Annotated in this window: 16 protein-coding genes; 9 read left to right on the top strand and 7 right to left on the bottom strand. The window is 65.2% G+C overall.

Going from position 1 to position 19,422, the window contains the following annotated elements; all coding sequences use genetic code 11:
* Positions 1 to 54: 54 nt before the first annotated feature.
* On the bottom strand, positions 55 to 1,188 hold the full coding sequence (locus PSUB009319_RS01870; protein ID WP_124380546.1) for an acyl-CoA dehydrogenase: 1,134 nt from the start codon (positions 1,186 to 1,188) through the stop codon (positions 55 to 57).
* 171 nt (positions 1,189 to 1,359) lie between these two features.
* On the opposite strand from PSUB009319_RS01870, the gene PSUB009319_RS01865 reads away from it, so the two are divergent.
* Positions 1,360 to 2,376 (top strand): AraC family transcriptional regulator, encoded by a 1,017-nt coding sequence (locus PSUB009319_RS01865; protein WP_185453392.1) that lies wholly within the window; start codon positions 1,360 to 1,362, stop codon positions 2,374 to 2,376.
* Here PSUB009319_RS01865 and PSUB009319_RS01860 read toward each other — a convergent pair.
* Genes PSUB009319_RS01860 through PSUB009319_RS01850 form a run of 3 tightly spaced genes read right to left on the bottom strand, consistent with a single transcriptional unit; the run spans position 2,352 to position 5,967 of the window.
* Positions 2,352 to 3,278: a LysR family transcriptional regulator gene (locus PSUB009319_RS01860; protein ID WP_124380545.1), complete on the bottom strand. Its 927-nt coding sequence runs from the start codon at positions 3,276 to 3,278 to the stop codon at positions 2,352 to 2,354. The two genes, PSUB009319_RS01865 and PSUB009319_RS01860, sit on opposite strands and share 25 nt — an antisense overlap.
* A gap of 8 nt (positions 3,279 to 3,286) precedes the next feature.
* The gene (locus PSUB009319_RS01855; RefSeq protein ID WP_124380544.1) at positions 3,287 to 5,506 is read right to left on the bottom strand and encodes a xanthine dehydrogenase family protein molybdopterin-binding subunit; all 2,220 of its coding nucleotides are present in this window, start codon (positions 5,504 to 5,506) and stop codon (positions 3,287 to 3,289) included.
* Positions 5,503 to 5,967 carry a (2Fe-2S)-binding protein gene (locus PSUB009319_RS01850; RefSeq protein WP_124380700.1) on the bottom strand — a complete coding sequence of 155 codons (465 nt, stop codon included), beginning with the start codon at positions 5,965 to 5,967 and terminating at the stop codon, positions 5,503 to 5,505. Before PSUB009319_RS01850 ends, PSUB009319_RS01855 begins: the two co-directional genes overlap by 4 nt.
* Before the next feature lie 135 nt (positions 5,968 to 6,102).
* Between PSUB009319_RS01850 and PSUB009319_RS01845 the strand changes: the two genes are divergently transcribed.
* The 8 genes from PSUB009319_RS01845 (at position 6,103) to PSUB009319_RS01810 (ending at position 15,119) form a co-directional block, all read left to right on the top strand.
* Positions 6,103 to 6,996 carry a LysR family transcriptional regulator gene (locus PSUB009319_RS01845; RefSeq protein WP_124380543.1) on the top strand — a complete coding sequence of 298 codons (894 nt, stop codon included), beginning with the start codon at positions 6,103 to 6,105 and terminating at the stop codon, positions 6,994 to 6,996.
* A gap of 240 nt (positions 6,997 to 7,236) precedes the next feature.
* Positions 7,237 to 8,148: an amidohydrolase family protein gene (locus PSUB009319_RS01840; protein WP_124380542.1), complete on the top strand. Its 912-nt coding sequence runs from the start codon at positions 7,237 to 7,239 to the stop codon at positions 8,146 to 8,148.
* Positions 8,149 to 8,176: 28 nt separating this feature from the next.
* Entirely contained in the window at positions 8,177 to 9,100 is a 924-nt protein-coding gene (locus PSUB009319_RS01835; protein WP_124380541.1) for an amidohydrolase family protein, read from the top strand.
* A 63-nt stretch (positions 9,101 to 9,163) separates the two neighbouring features.
* Positions 9,164 to 10,555: a UbiD family decarboxylase gene (locus PSUB009319_RS01830; RefSeq protein WP_124380540.1), complete on the top strand. Its 1,392-nt coding sequence runs from the start codon at positions 9,164 to 9,166 to the stop codon at positions 10,553 to 10,555.
* Positions 10,552 to 11,202, top strand: coding sequence for a UbiX family flavin prenyltransferase (locus PSUB009319_RS01825; RefSeq protein ID WP_260392860.1), 651 nt, complete (start codon positions 10,552 to 10,554; stop codon positions 11,200 to 11,202). The genes PSUB009319_RS01830 and PSUB009319_RS01825 overlap by 4 nt, the downstream gene beginning before the upstream one ends.
* On the top strand, positions 11,199 to 12,293 hold the full coding sequence (locus PSUB009319_RS01820) for a GTP-binding protein (protein ID WP_124380539.1): 1,095 nt from the start codon (positions 11,199 to 11,201) through the stop codon (positions 12,291 to 12,293). The genes PSUB009319_RS01825 and PSUB009319_RS01820 overlap by 4 nt, the downstream gene beginning before the upstream one ends.
* Positions 12,294 to 12,367: 74 nt before the next feature.
* A complete protein-coding gene (locus PSUB009319_RS01815; RefSeq protein ID WP_124380538.1) occupies positions 12,368 to 13,711 on the top strand; it encodes a nucleobase:cation symporter-2 family protein in 1,344 nt (447 codons plus the stop codon).
* A gap of 19 nt (positions 13,712 to 13,730) precedes the next feature.
* Complete coding sequence (locus tag PSUB009319_RS01810; protein ID WP_124380537.1) at positions 13,731 to 15,119, top strand: amidohydrolase family protein; 1,389 nt, start codon at positions 13,731 to 13,733, stop codon at positions 15,117 to 15,119.
* 4 nt (positions 15,120 to 15,123) lie between these two features.
* On the opposite strand, the gene PSUB009319_RS01805 is transcribed toward PSUB009319_RS01810, so the two are convergent.
* The 3 genes from PSUB009319_RS01805 to cphA all read right to left on the bottom strand — a co-directional run bounded on the left by PSUB009319_RS01805 (position 15,124) and on the right by cphA (position 19,389).
* Positions 15,124 to 15,636, bottom strand: coding sequence for a GNAT family N-acetyltransferase (locus PSUB009319_RS01805; protein ID WP_124380536.1), 513 nt, complete (start codon positions 15,634 to 15,636; stop codon positions 15,124 to 15,126).
* Complete coding sequence (locus PSUB009319_RS01800; RefSeq protein WP_124380535.1) at positions 15,633 to 16,247, bottom strand: flavin reductase family protein; 615 nt, start codon at positions 16,245 to 16,247, stop codon at positions 15,633 to 15,635. Before PSUB009319_RS01800 ends, PSUB009319_RS01805 begins: the two co-directional genes overlap by 4 nt.
* Positions 16,248 to 16,821: 574 nt before the next feature.
* Positions 16,822 to 19,389, bottom strand: a complete 2,568-nt coding sequence (gene cphA / locus PSUB009319_RS01790) for a cyanophycin synthetase (protein ID WP_124380534.1) — start codon at positions 19,387 to 19,389, stop codon at positions 16,822 to 16,824.
* Between the last annotated feature and the right edge of the window lie 33 nt (positions 19,390 to 19,422).

Raw genomic sequence — 19,422 nt, 5'->3', positions numbered from 1 at the left:
TCCTGGTCGGCGCGTGTGCGCTCTTTCGTGTTCGGTCGATGCTGTGCAGGCTTGCTACACGTGCCGCGCAATCACCATCCGCTGGACTTCGCTGGTGCCTTCGTAAATCTGGGTGATGCGCGCGTCGCGGTAGTGGCGCTCGACGGCGTAGTCGGCCAGGTAGCCGTAGCCGCCGTGGATCTGGATGGCGTTGGAGCAGATTTCCTCGGCCAGTTCCGACGCATACAACTTGGCTTGCGACGCTTCAGACAGGCAGGGCTTGTCGGCACTGCGCAGGCGCGCCGCATGGTGGACGAGCAGCCGCGCCGCGTTCAGGCGCGTAGCCATATCGGCCAGCATGTTGGCGATGGTCTGATGCTCGCGCAGCGCCTTGCCAAACTGGATGCGTTCATTCGCGTAGTTGCGCGCCGCGTCAAATGCAGCGCGCGCAATGCCCACTGCCTGTGCGGCAATGCCGATGCGCCCGCCTTCCAGGTTCGACAGCGCGATCTTCAACCCCTCGCCGCGCGCACCCAGCATGTTTTCTTCGGGCACGGCGCAGTCTTCCAGCGTGATCGGGCAGGTATCGGACGCGCGAATGCCGAGCTTGTGCTCCGGCCGCCCGACATGAAAGCCCGGCGTATCCGTGGGCACGATAAAGGCGGAGATGCCGCGTTTGCCAGCTTCAGGGTCCGTCACGGCAAACACGATGGCGACGTCGGCGCGCGCGCCGTTGGTGACGAACTGCTTGTTGCCGTTGAGCACCCACTTTCCGTTGCGCAATACGGCACGCGTACGCAGGTTGTTGGCCTCGGAGCCGGCGTGCGGCTCGGTCAGGCAGAACGCGCCAATCGCGCGCCCCGTGGCCAGGTCCGGCAGGTAGCGTGCCTTTTGCGCCTCGGTGCCGAACTTCAGAATCGGCCCACAGCCGACCGAGTTGTGCACGCTCATCATCGTCGCGCAGGCGGCGCAGCCGGCGGCCACTTCTTCCAGCGCAAGCGCGTAGGCGACGTAGTCGGTGTACGACCCGCCCCACTCTGGCGGAACGATCATGCCCAGCAGCCCGAGTTCGCCCATCTGGCGGACCACGTCATCGGGCAGCGCGCCGTCTCGGTCCCACTGCGCGGCGTTGGGCGCCAGACGCTCGGTGGCAAAGTCGCGTGCAGCGTCGTGGATCATCCGCTGCTCTTCGGTATAGAAGTCGTCCATCGCTTGGCTCTTGCTTGTTTGCTGACCGGTGCCGCGTGACGCTGCCTGTGCAGGCGCCTTACACTGTGCAGCCTGCGGCGCTTGGTTTCGATGGAGAAAAAGTGTAGGCACGCGGCGGGGCGGCTTCGATGCCCGTCACGATCAACTTGCGTGAGCGGATTTGCCATACCGATGAAAACCAGCGAGAAAGGAACCGTCTCCGTCAGCCTCGTCAACGAGGCTGTGACACGCGCACGCGCGCACGGCGTGGAGTTGCAGCCGATCATGGCTGCGGCCGGCATCACGCCGCAGATGCTGGCGCAGCCGCGCAGCCGCGTATCGTCAGCGCAGTACGGCGCGCTGTGGGCAGGCATTGCGCAGGCCATGGACGACGAGTTCTTCGGGCAGGATGCACACCCCATGCGCTGGGGCAGCTTCGTGACGATGACGCAGGCGGCGCTCACCGCGCGCACCGGGCGGCAGGCACTTGCGCGGGCCACGGGTTTCTTGCGGCTGGTGCTCGATGATCTGCATGTGCAGATTGAAGAAGATGCGCAGCGCGTGCGGCTGGTGTTCGTGCACCGCACGGGCACGCGCGTGCCGCCCATGTTCACCTATGCCACGTGGCTCATCATGGTCTACGGCCTGGTCTGCTGGCTGGTGGGGCGGCGCATTCCGCTCATTGCGGCGCGCTTCCGGTGTGCGGCGCCGCAAGACGCGCAGGAATACCGCCTGATGTTCTGCGACGACATGGCATTCAAACACGACGCGTCATACGTCGATCTCTCACCTGCTTTTCTTGACCTGCCGGTCATCCAGACCGCCGCCTCCATCAAGACGTTCCTGCGCGATGCGCCCGGCAGCTTCATCGTCAAGTACCGCAACCCCGATTCATTTGCGGCGCGCGTGCGCAAGACGCTGCGCAATCTGCCGGTGGCAAGCTGGCCCGCATCACACGCGATGGCGCTCAAGCTGAACGTGGCCGAAGCGACCATGCGCCGCCGCCTGAAGCTGGAGGGCCACACGTACCAGTCGATCAAGGATGATTTGCGGCGCGACATCGCCATCGGCCAGTTGCAGGACACGCGCCGCACGATTGCCGACATTGCTGCGGCGGTGGGCTTTGCGGAGCCGAGCGCGTTTCATCGCGCCTTCCGCAAGTGGACGGGCATGCGGCCAACCGACTATCGGCTGACCAGCGCGGGCTGAGGTTCGACAGCTGCGGCATCGGCACCCGCGCTGACCTCTCGCAGCGTTTCCAGAAAGGCCTTGAGCACCGGCGATGTGTCGTCCACCCGGTAATGCACATACAGCGGCACGGTCGGCAGCGCGGGCTCCAGCGGCCGGAAGACCACGCCCGGCGGCGCCAGGTTGGCCGTGGAGCCGGGCAGCAGCGCCACACCAAAACCCGCACCCACCAACGCCAGCAGCGTCTGCACCTCGGTCACTTGCTGGCGCACCAGCGGTGCGAAGCCAGCCTGGATGCACAGATGCATCAGGTGGTCGGCAAAGCGCGAGCGCCTGGACTCGAACGCAACGAACGGCTCGCCCGCAAAGTCGCCAAGCGGCAGACTGGCCTGCCCGGCCAACCGGTGCGTAGCGGGCAGCGCCATCACGATCGGCTCGTGCTGCAGCAGTTCGCTGCGCACGGCCGGATCTTCGTGGCCCAGACGAAAGATGCACGCATCGATACGCCGTTCCTTGAGTGCCGCCACCTGCGCGGCGGGCGTCATCTCCTTCAGGCGCCATTCGACGCCCGGATAGCGCTCTCGAAACTGGCGCAGCGCTTCGGGCAGCAGCCCCACCATCACCGAGCTGATCATGCCGATTTCCAGCTCGCCGACTTGCCCACGGCCCGCCTGCCGCGTGAGGTCCAGCGCGCGGTTGAGCTGCTCAAACACCAGCGGTGCCTGCTCTTTCAACGTACGTCCGGCCGCCGTCAGTTCCACGCGATGGTGGCTGCGGATGAACAGCGGCGTGCCGATCTCGTCTTCCAGCAGGCGAATCTGCTGGCTCAGCGGCGGCTGGGACATGAACAGGCGCGCCGCCGCTCGCCCGAAATGCAGCTCGTCGGCCAGTACCGAGAAGTAACGCAGCAGGCGGATGTCCACGATGCGCGCTAGCCCTGCAAGTCGAGCTTGAACGGCGTCTCGCGCTGGCGCTTGCCAGTCAGGCGGAAGATGGCGTTGGCAATGGCCGGCGCCACCGGCGGGTTGGCCAGCTCGCCCACACCGCCGGGCTTGTCGCGGTTGCCGTCCACGATAACGATCTCGATGGCGGGCATGTCAGACATGCGCATCACCGGGTAGTCGTGGAAGTTGCTCTGCCGGACGGCGCCGCCCTGGATGTCGATACGGTCGAACAGCGCATGGCCGAGGCCCCACATCAGGCCGCCATAGAGCTGCTCTTCCACGCCGGTGCGCGAGACGGCCAAGCCAACATCCGCCACGCAGGTGAGCTTTTCCACCACCACGCGGCCATCCTTGCGCGCCACCTGTGCCACCACGGCGATGTAGCTGTCATAGGCCTGGTGCGTGGCCACGCCCAGCGCATGCCCATGCGCAGTCTTGCCCCACCCGGCGCGCTGCGCGGCGGTGCGCAGCACCTCCACATGGCGCGGCCGGTCGGCCATATGCGCAACACGAAAATCCAACGGATCACGCTTGGCCGCCACGGCCAGCTCGTCCATGAAGCTCTCGGTGGCGAATACGTTGGGGATGAAGCTGACGGCCCGGTACCAGCCCGTCGGGATGCCCGTTTCGTGGCGCACCCAGCCGATGTCCATGTGGTTGGCGCGGTAGGGAAAATCCCACTTCGAGATGGCCTCGGTGGTGCTGTAGTCCATGCGGTCGGGGCGATCGAAGTAACCGGGCTCCCACTGCTCGGGCGAGGCCGGCGACACCGCGCGGATGCGCAGCGCGTCCAGCCGGCCCTGCGCATCGAGCGCGCCGTCGAGCTGGTGATACGTGGCAGGGTGGCCGTACAGCGCGCGCATCTCGTCTTCGCGGCTGTTCATCAGCTTGACCGGCACGCCGGTCTTCTTGGCGAGGTAGCTCACCTCGAACAGCCAGTACTTGCTCTCGCGTGCGCCAAAGCTGCCGCCCGACACCATCTCGTGCAGCACCACCTTGTCGCGCGGCAGGCCGCAGATCGTCTCGGCCGCTTCCATCGCGGTGGAGGGCACCTGGATGCCGCCCCAGTACTGAATCGTTCCGTCCTTGAGCCACGCGGTGATATTGACGGGCTCCAGTGGGTTCTGCTGCTTGTAGGGCATGCGGTAGGCCGCGCTGATGCGCTTTGCGCCGTGCACGATCGCCACGTCCGTGTTGCCCGCCTGGACGGTGTGCACCACGCGGGCCTTGCCGCTGGCGAGCCACGCGGCCTGATGCTCGGCAACATGCCCGCTGTCAAAATCGGCGAAGGCGCTGTCGTCCCACTCGACCTTGAGTGCGGCGCGGCCCCTGTTGGCTGCCCAGTAGTCGTCGGCCAGCACGGCCACGCCTTCCTGGTTGCCGCCCAGCACGTCAGACCGCAGCGGAATCATGATGACTTGCCGCACGCCGCGCACCTTCAGCGCACCGGTGCTATCGATATGCCGCACACGTGCGCCAGGCATGGGCGCGCGCTGCACCACCGCCACCAGCATGCCGGGCAATGCCACGTCGATACCGTATTGGAAACGGCCCGTGGCCTTGGCCAGCGCATCGCGCTTGTGGCGCAGCTTGCCGATGTATTTGAAATCCGCCGGGTTCTTGAGCGCGACGTTGGCAGGCGCGGGCAAGCGGCCTGCGGCGTCGGCCAGTTCGCCGTAGGTGGCCTTGCGGCCGTCGGCGCAGATGACGGTGCCATCCGCTGTGCTGCAGTTGGCAACCGGCACGCCCCAATGCTGCGCGGCCGCGCTCACGAGCATCGCGCGCGCCGTGGCGCCAGCCTGCCGCAGCCGCGCATATTCAAGCGACACGCTGGTGCTGCCACCGGTGGAATACACCTTCCAGATCGGGTGGATGTAGTCCTGAAAGAACGGGTGTTCGGGCGTAATGACGGCGATGCGCATCGGGTCCACATCCAGCTCTTCCGCCACGCAGGCGGCCAGGGCCGTTTGCGTGCCGGTGCCGGAGTCATGCTTGTGGACGACGATCTTGACCGTGTTGTCGGCCAGCACGCGCACCCAGGCGTTGGGTTCAAACTCGCCCGCGGCGGCATCCTGGCTGGCGGCCAGCGCATCCGGCAGGCGAAAGCCGACTGCCAGCCCTGCTGTTAGCAGCGCGCTTTGCCGCAGGAAGCGGCGGCGGGATGGAGCGTCGAGCATCGGTGCAGGCAATTCATGCAGCGCGTTCATGCCTTGCCTCGCTCGTCAGCGGCGCGCTTGATGGCCTGGCGGATGCGCCCGTAGGTGCCGCAGCGGCAGATGTTGCCGGCCATGGCATGGGTGATGGCCGCGTCATTGACGGGGCCACCAGACGCCAGCAGCGCGGCTGCGGACATGATCTGCCCCGACTGACAGTAGCCGCACTGCGGCACGTCCTCAGCCACCCAGGCACGCTGCAGCGGGTGGGTGCCGTCTTTCGACAGCCCTTCGATGGTGGTGATCTTGTGCCCGGCAGCGACCGATGCCGGTGTGATGCACGCGCGGATCGGCGCGCCATCCAGGTGGACCGTGCAGGCCCCGCAGAAGCCGCCGCCGCAGCCAAACTTGGTGCCAGTCAGCTTGAGCCGGTCGCGCAGTACCCACAGCAGGGGCATGTCAGCGTCGGCATCGTGCAGCGCATGGGGGGTGCCATTGATCAGAATGTCGGTCATCATTGTTTCCTCCAGAAACCTGGCCATCTTGTGCGGCCGCTCCTGGCTGCAATATGAAGCCGCGCCCCGGTGCCCCGCCAGCGACGATTTCTGCCAACCCGTGTAAGTCGAACTAACAGGTAAGTAAGGGCTGCCATGTACAAGCGTTATCCGTCGATCCAGTCGATGCATGCCTTCCTGCAGGCTGCACGCACCGGCAGCTTTACCAAGGCCGCGCAGCAACTGGACCTGACGCACAGCGCCATCAGCCAGCAGATTCGCTCGCTGGAGGAGTTCATCGGCCAGCCGCTGTTCGTGCGCGAGGCCGGCGGCATCGTGCTGACAGACGCCGGCCAGCTCTTCGCCAGCATGCTCACGGATGGCTTCGGGCAGGTGGACCGGGCACTGTCTTCCGTGCGCAACCGGCACGTGCCGCAAACGCTCATCGTCGACGTTGACAGCGAACTGGCACAGGGCTGGCTCAACGCGCGGCTGCCGCAGTTGCTGGGGGCACTGCCGGGGTATCAGGTGATGTTCCTGTCCACCACGCGCGGCGAGCGGCCCTCGTTCGAGCGTGTGGATGTGTCGCTGCGCTACGGCTATGGCGAATGGGATGACTGCGAGCTGACCCTGATCTGCGGCGATCACGTCACCGCCGTGGCGGCACCCGCCCTGCTGGAGCGGCATGGCGTACAGGTGCCGCTGGCACCCTCGGCGGTGATGACACTGCCGCTGCTGGGCTACACGCGGCGCTCGTGGATTCCCTGGCTGGATGCGGCCGCGCAAGAGCCGCTGGAACCCGCCGTGGTGGCCGCTTTTGACAACGCGGCCAACATGGTTGCCGCGGCTGAGTCCGGTGTGGGCGTGGCGCTGGTGCGCGGGCTGCTGGCCGCCGACGCGCTGCAGCATGGGCGCCTCGTGCAACTGACCGATGTGGCCATCCCGGCGCACTACAACCTGTATGCCGTGTGGCAACGCGGCCAGGGCCAGCGCGCACAGGCGGTGGTGAACGCAGTGCAACAACTCGCGCGCGACACGCTGGGCGGCTGAGCGCCCGCCGCCTTCCTACCGACTTGCCGATATCGGCAACGTATCAAGACCGCCGCCAAATAGTATTGGCCGGCCCCCGGCCCTGACTCCGATACTGCGCCCCAAGCAGCACGCATCCGGCATCACGCGATCCGGCGAGGGGAAGGCACACGCCTAGCAAAGAGCGCCGCGCTGCAGGACGTGCCTGCCCTCACCGGGAAGCCATCACGCGCTTCCTCCCAGTCATCAGGAGATCCAACGATGATCATCGACATCAGCTGCTACCCCACCGACCTGGTGGACCTCGCGTGGTGGCACGACGGCGACCCCTTTACCGGCGAGCGCCTGCTCGAAATGATGGACGGCCCCTACATGATCAACGGCAAGCCGCGCCGTATCGACAAGGCCTTCATCCAGCCGCCGCAGGGCAACACCATCTATACGTGGACAGACGGCGAGCTTTCGGGCCGCGAATCCATCGACGCCTACATGGCGTACACGCTCAAGATGGTGCAGACGTACCCCGACCGCTTCATCGGCTGCTTCGTCTACAACCCGCGCTGCGGCGTGCAGAACGGCGTGGAAGCCATCGAGCGCTACGTCAAAGAGCACGGTTTCAAGATGGTCCAGATGCAGGCCAACATGCACGCCTACCGGCCCGACCGCGCGCTGGACTGGGTGATGCCGGCCTTTGAGAAATGCGCCGAGCTGGGCGTGCCCGTCAAGCTGCACACCGGAGACGGCCCTTACAGCATCCCGTCGGAATGGATTCCGATGATCAAGCGCTTCCCCAACGTCGATTTCATCATGGCGCACTTCGGTGTGCAGACCGGCGGCGTGTACGTGTTCGAGCCGATGCAGTGGGCCATGGAGCTGCCCAACGTGTACTGCGAATCGGGCTGGTGCCTGCAGTCGCGCATTGTTGAATTTGCCAAGGTGCTGCCCAAGCACAAAATCCTGTTCGGTACCGACACGCCACCCAACGAGCCCGGCATGTGGCTGCGTCTGCTGGAGGTGCTGTGCATGGACCCGCCGCAGGGTCTGAACCTCGATGAAGACACGCTCGAGGATTACCTGGGCAACAACATCGCCCGCATGATCGGCTTGGAGCCGACCCGTCCGCCCAAGACCGTGGCCGAAGCCGAAGCGCAGCGCGCGCTGGCTGCCGCCTGAGCCACCGCAGAACGCACGGAGCGCACACATGATTATCGATACCCATCTGCACCCGACCAACCTCGTTGACGAGGCGTGGCGCCACACCGGCACGCCGTTCAACGGCGAGCGCATGATCCAGTTGATGGACGGCCCCTACATGATCAACGGCAAGCCGCGCCGCATCGGCATGGGTTTCATCCAACCGCCGCCGGGCAACACCGGCTACCGCGACGGCAACCGCCGTGGCCGCGAAGGCATTCGCGACTACATGGCGTACATCGCCGAACTCACGCAGAAGTACCCCGACCGCTTCATCGGCAACTTCACCTACAACCCGCGCTGGGGCCCAGAGAACGGCGCGGCGGAGCTGGAATTCCACATCAAGGAATACGGCTTCAAGATGGTCAAGCTGCACGCCAACATGCACGGCTACCGCCCCGACCGCGCGCTGGACTGGCTGCGCCCGGCCATGAAGGTTTGCGCCAAGTACAACATCGTGGTGCTGATCCACACCGGCGACGGCCCGTACACCATCCCGACGATGTTCTACCCGATCATCCGCGAGTTCCCGATGGTGAACTTCATCATTGGCCACTTCGGTATCCAGACCGGCGGTAACTACTCGTTCGAGGCGTTCTGGATGGCGATGGATACGCCCAACGTGTACTGCGAATCGGGCTGGTGCTTCCAGTCGCGCATCGTTGAATTTGCGAAGCAGTTGCCGCGCGACAAGATCGTCTTTGGCACCGATTCGCCGCCCAACGAGCCCGGCATGTGGCTGCGCGAGCTGGAGGTGCTGTGCTCGGCGCCGCCGCAAGGGCTGGGCATTGATGAAGACCACCTTGAAGACTATCTGGGCAACAACATTGCGCGACTGGTCGGCATCGAGCCTACCAAGCCGCCCAAGGACTTGGCCGAGGCAGAACTGCGCCTGAAGTCGACCTACGTCCAGACAGCAGAAGCGGCCTGAGTGCCGATCCCGCGGGCGCCGCGCCTCTGTGGTGTTGGGCGCCCGCCTCTAGCGAGGTGTGCCATGAGCATGACCCGGCTTGGCGAAGGCCAGGATTTCCACGTCTTCGCCAATCTCTATCGCGAGCTGTATCCGGAAGATGTGCTGACCCTGCACAACGGCATCTGCGCCGATCAGGATGTCACGGCCGTCATCGATCAGCTTGCTGCGCGCAACCGCAACCCCATGCTGGTCTGCGAGCAGGTCAGCGGCCTGCAGGTGCCACTGGTCACCAATGTCTTTGCCTCGCGCACACGGTTGGCACGGTTGTTTGACGTGTCGCCGCCGCAACTGCACGACGCCTTTCAGGCGCGTGCCAATGCCCCCATCGCACCGCGTGTCGTTTCGCAAGGGCCCATCACCGACGAGGTGATCGAGGGCGATGCGGTGGACGTTGCACTGCTGCCGATGATCAAGCATTTCGAGAGCGACCGCGCACCCTACATCACCAACGCCATCATCGTGGCTGAGGACCCGGTGACAGGCGTGTCGAACATGAGCTATCACCGCTCGATGCGCCACGCACGCAATGCGCTGGCCACCAGCCTGCACTCGCGCGGGCACTTGTGGCGCATGCTGCAGACCGCACGCGAGCGTGGCGACGTGCTGCGCGTGGCCATGGTGGTGGGCGCGCATCCGCTGTTCATGCTGGCCGCCGCCGCGCGCCTGCCCTTCGGCGCCGATGAGCGTGCCGTGGCCGGGGGCCTGCTGGGCGCGCCGCTCGATATCGTCCGCACGCCGCGCTACGGCATCGGCGTGCCGGCGGCGGCGGAGTTCGTGCTGGAAGGCACCATCGACCCGGCAGCCTATGCGGAAGAAGGCCCGTTCGGCGAGTTCACCGGCTATTCGTCGGATCGCTCCACTAACAACGTGCTGCGCATCGATTCGCTGATGCGCCGGCGCGATGCGTGGCTGGTCGACGTGGTGGGCGGCCAGTACGCCGAGCACCTCACGTTGGCCCGCCTGCCGCGCGAAGCCGAGATGAGCGAGAAGCTCAAGGCGCGCTTCCCATCGGTCACGGCGCTGCACTACCCCAACTCGGGCACGCACTTCCACTGCTACGTGGCGCTCAACCCCACGCGCGACGGCGAGGCACGTCAGATCATGCTGGCCCTGCTCGGCTGGGACCCATACCTCAAGACCGTGATTGCCGTGGACTCAGACATCGATCTGCAGCAGGACGAACAGGTGCTGTGGGCCATGGCCACGCATTTTCAGCCGCATCAGGATCTGTTCATGATCGATGGCCTGCCGGGCAGCCCGCTCGATCCATCGTCGTCGGTGCACGGCACCACCTCGCGCATGGGTATCGACGCCACACGCGGCGCCAGCTTCGAGGGCATCCGCGCGCGCATCGATCCGGCGGTCATTGCGCGGGCAAGCGAGATTCTCGTCAAAGCCGGAGTGCAGTCATGAATGCGCGCCACGTTCAGCAGCTTCGACCTGTGACGCCCCCGCGCATGGTGGTCGGCATCAGCGGCGCATCGGGCTTCATCTACGGCGTGCGCCTGCTGGAACTGCTGCGGGCGCTGGAGGTGGAGACGCACCTCGTCGTCACACGGTCTGCCCTGCTGACGATGACGCACGAAACGCCGTACAAGCTGGCCGACGTGATCGGCCGCGCTACGCACTACCACCGTGCAGACGACATGGCCGCCGGCATTGCCAGCGGATCGTTTCGCGCGCTCGGCATGATCGTGGCGCCGTGCTCGATGAAATCGCTGGCGGAGATCGCCACCGGCGTTTCGTCGACGCTGCTCACACGCGCGGCGGACGTCACGCTCAAGGAGCGCCGCCCGCTGGTTCTGATGGCGCGCGAGACGCCATTCACGCTGGCACATCTGCGCAACATGCAGGCCGTCACGGAGATGGGCGCCATCGTCGCCCCGCCGGTGCCGGCCTTCTATGCGCGCCCCAATACGTTGGACGACATGATCGACCACACCCTCGGCCGCGTACTCGACCTTTTCGGGCTCGATGCCGGCACCGCCCTGCGCTGGGGCGAACACGCCTTACCAACCTTAGTCCGTACCCCACCCACGATTGACAAGGAGATCGCATGACCTCGCACGCAAACCTGCACGCCCATTTGCCCGGCCCGAACACCAAGATCCCGGTCACCATCCTGACCGGCTTCCTGGGCGCAGGCAAAACCACGCTGCTCAACTTCATCCTGCGTGAGAACCACGGGCGCAAGATCGCCGTGATCGAAAACGAATTCGGCGAGGTCGGTATCGACGGCGGCCTGGTGATGGCCTCTGAGAACGAAGAGATCTACGAGATGGTCAACGGCTGCGTGTGCTGTACAGCCGAAGTGCGCGAAGACCTCGTGCGCATCGTGCGCCAGCTCGTGGCACGCCCGGAGCGGCTCGACCACATCCTGGTGGAAACCAGCGGCCTGGCCGATCCGTATCCGGTCGCGCAGTCGTTCTTCATCGACGACCCGATTGCTGAGCATGTGGAGCTGGATGCCATCGTCACCATGGTCGATGCCAAGCACATCTGCGCACACCTGGACGACCTGCAGCTGGACGGCGTCGACAATCAGGCCGTCGATCAGATCGTCTGCGCAGACCGCATCGTCATCAACAAGGTGGATCTGGTGGACGACGATGCCGTTGCCGCACTGCGCGGGCGCATCCGCGGGCTGAACGCCACGGCCGGCATCGTCACCTCCAGCTATGCCGAGATCGACCTGAACAAGATCATCGGCGTGGGCGCATTCGAGGCCACGCAGAAGCTGCTGGAGATCGGCGCGGATGCTGGCCATGGCGAGCATCACGATCATGATCATGCTCACGGCAATGACCACGCCCACGCGCATGAACATGAACATGAGCCCGACCACCAGCACGATCCGAGCGTCAGCTCCGTGGGCTTTGATGTGCCGGCCGACGTGGACCTCGCCCGCTTTCACACCTGGATCGAAACCCTGCGCACCGAACAGGCCGAAACGCTGTACCGCATGAAGGGCATCCTGGCCGTGCAGGGCCAGGCGCAGCGCTATGTGCTGCAGGGCGTGCACAGCCTCATTGACTTTCGCGCAACACAGCCCTGGGGCAGTGAAGCGCGCAGCAGCAAGATCGTCTTCATCGGCCGCCACCTCGATCGCGCAGCCCTGCAGGACGGTTTCAACGCGTGTCTGGCGGCGTGAGCATGCCATGACATCCCCCTGACCTGTGGGCGGCCCATGGCACGCCCCGGGCATGACAACGAAAGGAGACAACCATGACAACAGCCGTACACCCGGTCGACCAGATTCTCTCGACCCGACAGATGTTGACGTTGGGCTTGCAGCATATGGCGGTGTCGTACATCGGCGCCATCGCGGTGCCGCTGATCATTGCATCGGCGCTCAAGATGTCGCAGGCGGACACCATTGTCCTCATCAGCACCACGTTGTTCTGCTCGGGCATCGCCACACTGTTGCAGACCATCGGGTTCTGGAAGTTCGGGGTACGGTTGCCGATCCTGCAAGGGGTCGCGTTCAGCAGCGTGGGGCCGGTGATTGCCATCGGCACCAACCCTGCCGTAGGTTTCGCGGGCGTGTGCGGTGCGGTCATTACGGCCGGCCTGTTTACGCTGCTCGCCGCACCGCTGGTGGGGCGGCTGCGGCGATTTTTTCCACCGGTGGTCACGGGCTGCATCGTGACCGTCATCGGCCTGCAGCTCTTTCCGGTTGCTTATGACTGGGTGGGCGGCGGGCGCAATGCCCCCAACTTCGGTGCGCCGCTGTACCTGACGGTGGCCGTCGTCGTGGTGCTCACCATCCTTCTCATCAACCGTTTCGGCAGCCCGCTGTTGCGCAACCTTGCCGTGCTGATCGGCATGATCGTCGGCTCGCTGCTTGGCTACGCGCTGGGCATGGGCAGCTTTCATGGCGTGGCAGAAGCCCCCTGGGCAACGCTGCCGGTGCCGTTCCACTTCGGGATGCCCATCTTTGCCCTGGTGCCGGCGCTGACCATGATCGTGGTGATGATCGTGCAAATGGTGGAATCGATGGGCCTGTTCCTGGCCATCGGCGATATTGTCGAGAAGCCCATCCACGAGGAAGAAGCCATCAACGGCCTGCGCGCCAACGGCTTGGCCAGTGCCATTGCCGGCATGTTCGCGGCCTTCCCGTTCATCGCCTTCATGGAGAACGTTGGGCTGGTGGTGCTCACCGGCGTGCGCAGCCGCTGGGTGGTGGCCGTGAGCGGCGTACTGATGTGCCTGGTTGCACTGGTACCCAAGGCAGGCGCCGTGATTGCCACCACGCCACCGGCTGCACTGGGCGGCGCCGGCATCGCCATGTTTGGTGTGGTGGCCGCCGCGGGCATCCAGACGCTCGCCCGCGTGGACTACGAAGAGAACCGCTACAACGTGCTGATCGTGGGCTTCACGATTGCTGCCGCGCTGGTGCCGGTGCTCGCCCCGGCGCTGCTCAAGCAGATGCCCGACTGGTCGCAACCGTTCCTGCACAGCGGGGTGGTGATCGCCTGCCTGGTGTCGGTGGGGCTGAACCTGCTGCTCAACGGCACGGAAGAGGAGCACGTGCCAGCATCCGTCGTGCGCACTGCCGGCCGCGCCTGATTCTTCATCGGAAACCCTCATGCACAACACGCCTCAAGACATCCTCATCCGCTGCCCGATGGCCGTCATGACTGGCCTGCGCGGCGACGCGGCGCGCGCCGGGGCCATCGATATCCGCATCGCCGGCGGCCGCATTGCCGAGATGGGCACCGATCTCACGCCCCGCCCCGGCGAGCGCGTGATCGACGCCCGCGACTGCATCGTCTACCCCGGCTGGATCAACACGCACCATCACCTGTTCCAGAACCTGCTCAAAGCCGTGCCGGAAGGCATGAACCAGGACTTGCAAGGCTGGCTGGCCAGCGTGCCATATCCGCGCCTGCCGCTGTTCACGCCGGAACTGATGCGCACCGCCGCGCGCCTGGGCATGGCAGAACTGCTGCTGTCGGGCGCCACCACGTGTGCCGACCACCACTACCTCTATCACGCCAGCGGCAGCACCGAGTCGGGCGATATGCTGTTCGACGTGGCCGATGAATTCGGCATGCGCTTTGTGCTGTGCCGCGGCGGCGCAATCGAATCGGCCAACAGTCATCCGGGCTTCTCGAAGACGGCGCTGCAACCTGAGACGCTCGACCAGATGCTGGCCGACATTGAACGGCTCAAACATCGCTATCACGATGACGCCCCTGACGCGATGCGCCGTGTGGTGGTGGCGCCGACCACGCCCACGTTCTCACTGCCGCCGGCATTGCTGGTGGAGCTGGCGCATGCCGCGCGCAGCATGAACCTGCGCATGCACACGCACCTGTCTGAAACCGACAACTACGTGCGCTTTTGCCGCGAGAAATACAACTGCCTGCCGGTGGAGTTTGTGGCCGAGCACGAGTGGCTGGGGCCTGACGTCTGGTTTGCGCACCTTGTGCACCTGCAACCGTCGGAGATCCGCATGCTGGCGCAAACGGGCAGCGGCATCGCGCACTGCCCGGTCAGCAACAGCCGGCTGGGCAGCGGCATCGCACCGGTGCCGCAACTGGCGGCAGCCGGTGTGCCGGTGTCATTAGGGGTGGACGGCGTGGCATCAAACGAATCGGGCAGCATGACCGGCGAGGTCAACACTGCCTGGCTGATCCACCGCGCCGCCCAAGGCGCCAGCGCCACCACCGCCGAAGACGTGATCCACTGGGCCACCGCTGGCGGCGCACGCGTGCTCGGTTTGAGTGAAGTCGGCACGCTGCAGATCGGGCAAGCGGCCGATCTGGTGCTCTACGACACCAACCACCCGCGCTTCTATGGCTTCCACGATCTGGCGCTCGCGCCCGTGGTGGCTGGCGAGCCCATCACCGTGCGCACCAGCATCATCGGCGGGCGCGTGGTGGTGGATGAGGGTGTGGTGTGTGGGTTGGATGTGGCAAGCATCCGCGCGCAAGCCACTCAGGGTGTGGCCAACCTGATGGCGTGCGCCTGACGGTTCAGGCATCGAGCCGCAGCGCCATGTGTTGTTCATCGTAGAAACGATCATCGACACGCATGGCGCGGCGCTCGACGCCGAAGGTTTCAAAACCCGCGTTGCGATACAGCGCTTGCGCACGCGGGTTTTCGGCGTTCACGCACAACTGGATCTGCAACACGCGCTCCGTGCGCGCATGCGCGATCGCCGCATCCAGCAGACGACCTGCAATACCGCCGCGCCGGTGCGCAGGGTCGACAAACACACCCCACAACACGGCTTTGTGGGCAACCTGCGCGAGCGGCTCCCGGCGCAATCCAGCAATGCCAATCAGTGCGGGGCCCGCAAACGCACCGAATACGATCTGGTGATCGGTCTTGCGAACGCGGTTGCGCGTCTCCTCCAGCGTGCGCCCCGACTCTTCATCGTACGTGGGCCAGATGGCGGCAGGCGCATCCTGAATCGCCTTTAACCGCAGCGCTCTGAACGCTTCGGCATCCTCATCCATCAACGGGCGGATTGCGATGTCGCTCATGGCTGTTTGGCCTCCACGTTAAATGCATCTCCCGTTTCAAAGAAGGCGCCGCCTGCAAGGTAATGCACGGTCTTGCTGCCCGCATCGGTAAAGTGCCAACGGCCATTGCTGAACAGCGCGGGGTCTGCCCAGGCGGCAGTCACTTCAGCGATGAAGAGGTCGTAGCGCTTCTCGTTGTGCGGCTCAGGAATGACGCGGCATTCCAGCCATCCTGCGCAGCCTGCCACCAACGGCACGTCGATTGTGCGGGCGGGCATGGTGGCAAGGCCGAGCGCATCGAACTTGTCGCCGTCGCGGCCCGAGAGCGTGCCCACCGCGAGCGTGGTCTCGGCGATGGCCCGGGTGGGGATGTTCAGCGCGAATACGCCGGAAGCCTCAATCAGCTCGCGCGTGAGCGTGCGGCTGTCAACCACGACGAGCACCTTGGGCGGGTCGAAGTCGAGTGGCATTGCCCAGGCGGCAGCCATGACGTTGCGCACGCCGTTGTGGGCGCTCGTGACCAGTGTGGTCGGGCCGTGGTTCAGCAGGCGGTAAGACTTCGCCAGTTCGACTGGGGCGAGCGTGGTGGGGTTGGTCATGATGGCGAGGGGACTAGGGGGAGGCGTCATCATAGGGCATGGTGTTGGAGTTGTTGGGGCGCGGTTTTTTCTGTTTTTTTTGTTGGTGGTGCATCCCTTGTTTCATCCCCTGCCGGGGCTGACTCACTTTCTTTGTCTTGCCAAAGAAAGTAAGCAAAGAAAAGCGCGCCCGATGCGGCGACCCACTCCTTGAATTTCTGTCGCAATGAGGGGAAGGGAAAAACTCGCTGCGCTCAAACAGTTTCCCTTCCTTTTTCCTCCTTGCAACAGAAATTCAAGGCGCCGCATAGGGCAGGGAAAGTCAAAAGCAAAGCAACGGCCAGACCACCGGGGCGCCAGCCAAAACGACAAAGGCCAACCGCGCGATGGGTTGGCCTTTTCTTTTGACATTAAGCCCTTGATGGCGCCTTGAATTTTTGTGAGCGGGCGGATCAAGGAAGGAGGCTTGTCTGAGCGCAGCGAGTTTGCCTCCTTCCCCGCACGCTCACACAAATTCAAGGGGAAGTCGCCATCCCGGGCGCGCCTTTCGTCGGTCCCGGCAGGGAACGAAACAAGGATGAACCACAAAAAACCAACCCCGGCGAACCCCATCCACCGGGGCTTCAATTTACTCAGCCACCCGCTTGGCAATATGCTCCAGCGCCTCTTCCACCTGATCGATCAAAATCAGGCAAAGATCACCAGACTGCAACCGCCCCAACGCCGTATCGATGGCAAGAAACTCTCCGCGGATTTCTTCAATGCGACTGGTCCGCTGAGCGCCCTGCAACCCCTCCCGCAGCAGCGCCAGCACTTCACCATCTTCACGCCCACGCTGGCACTGGTCTTCGTACAGCACCACGTCATCAAACACGTCGCCAAGAATCTGCGTCTGCTTGCGGATGTCCTCATCACGGCGGTCGCCCGCACCGCTGATCACCACCATGCGGCGCTGTGCCGGCATGGTCGCCACGGCGTTGCACAGCGCCTGGATGGCATCCGGGTTGTGGCCGTAGTCGGCGATGAGCGTGGCGCCCTTGTAGTCGAACAGGTTGAAGCGGCCCGGCGCCGTTGCAGCATCGTTCACAAACGTAGCCAGCCCGCGACGGATTACCGCCCAGTCGATGCCAAGCGCCCACGCGGCGGCAATCGACGACATTGCATTCTCGACCTGGAAGCCGATGGTGCCGTTGCGTGTGAGCGGAATATCGGCCAGCGCGATGCGCGTTTCGTTGGCACCTTCGGTCGCCACAATCTCTGCGCTGTCGACAAACACCACACGCTTGCCCTGCGCGCGATGCAGCGCCATGGTTGGCAAGCCCACATCGTGTGCGAAGAACGTGATCGAACCGGGGCAGGCATCGGCCATGCGCGCAACCATCGGGTCGGCGGCGTTCAGCACCGCCATGCCCTTCGGCGCCACGTTCTGCACGATCACGCTCTTGAGCACGGCCAGATCTTCGACCGTGCTGATGTAGTTCAGGCCCAGGTGGTCGCCTTCGCCCACGTTGGTGACCACAGCCACATCGCAGCGGTCGAAGGCCAGGCCTTCGCGCAGCAGGCCGCCGCGCGCGGTTTCAAACACGGCGGCGTCCACGTCCGGATGCAGCAGCACATTGCGCGCGCTGCGCGGGCCGCTGCAATCGCCGGTGTCAATGCGCTGGCCCTGGATGTACACACCATCGGTGCCGGTCATGCCCATGCGCAGGCCACTGGTGGCCAGCAGATGGGTGATCAGGCGCACCGTCGTCGTCTTGCCGTTGGTGCCGGAAACCGCCACCACAGGAATGCGGCCATCGTCGCCATCGGCAAACATTGTCGAGACGATGGCTTCGCCCACGGCACGGCCCTTGCCGTAAGACGGCTGCAGGTGCATGCGCAGGCCCGGCGCGGCGTTGACTTCCACAATGCCGCCGGCTTGCTCCTCGAACGGCTTGAGCATCGTTTCGCACACCGCATCCACACCGCAGATGTCGAGCCCGACCATCTGCGCGGCCGCCACGGCGCGCGCGGCAATGGCGGGGTGGACGTCGTCGGTCACGTCGGTGGCGGTGCCGCCGGTGGAAAGGTTTGCGTTGTTGCGCAACACCACGCGCGTGCCTTTGGGCGGCACCGCGTCGGCGCTCAGGCCCTGCTTGGCAAGCGTGGCCAGCGCAATATCGTCAAAGCGGATTTTCGTGAGCGACGTGGCATGTCCAACGCCCCGGCGCGGGTCGCGGTTCACTTCTTCAACCAGCTCGCGCACCGTGTGCTTGCCGTCGCCGATGACTTGCGGCGGGTCGCGGCGCGCGGCCGCCACCAGATGCTTGCCCACCACGAGCAGGCGGAAATCATGGCCAGGAATGTAGCGCTCGACGATCACGTCGGACGAAATGTCGGCCGCCACTTCGTAGGCCGTCATCACTTCTTCGCGCGTGCGGATGCGCACCGCCACGCCCTTGCCCTGGTTGCCGTCGCGCGGCTTGACCACGACCGGGCCGTGGATCTCCTGCGCGGCTTCCCACGCTTGTTCTGCGCTGGTGACGGAGCGGCCCAGCGGCACCGGCACACCGGCCGCGTGCAGCAGGGTCTTCGTCAGGTCCTTGTCCTGCGCGATGGACTCGGCCACCGCGCTGGTCATGTCGGTCTCGGCCGCCTGAATGCGGCGCTGCTTGCTGCCCCAGCCGAACTGCACCATCGAGCCCTGCGTCAGCCGGCGGTATGGAATGCCGCGCGCCACAGCGGCGTAGACGATGGAACCGGTGCTCGGGCCCAGGCGCACGTCTTCATCGAGATCGCGCAGCCGATGCAACGCCTCATCAAGATCGAACGGCTGGTCGTCGCGCGCGGCCAGGCAGAGTTGGCCGGCCAGCTCGAACGCCAGCCGCCCCACCTCCTCTTCGCTGTATTCGACCACCACCTGGTACGTGCCGGGTTCGAGCGTGGGCTCGGTATGGCCGAACGTGACTGGGCAACCGGCGGCGGCCTGCAGGCCAAGCGCTGCGGCTTCCAGCGCGTGCGCCATCGACGGCGCGCTGGCTTCGTCATCCGGCCGCAGCGGCCCGATGGCCGGAAAACGCGCGCGCAGGCGGTCTTCAAAGCCCGGCAGTTCGGCCAGCAGGAGCGATTGATCCGAGCAGGCCACGATGGCCTCAATGGCCGTGTGGCGACACCAGAGATTCGGGCCACGCAAGGCCCGGATACGAGAGACTTCCATGCAATCAGCTTTCCGTTGTGCTTTGGGCGTTCT

The organism is Ralstonia sp. SET104, assembly GCF_003851545.1.
GTDB lineage: Bacteria > Pseudomonadota > Gammaproteobacteria > Burkholderiales > Burkholderiaceae > Ralstonia.
This window is presented reverse-complemented; position numbering and strand designations above follow the sequence as displayed.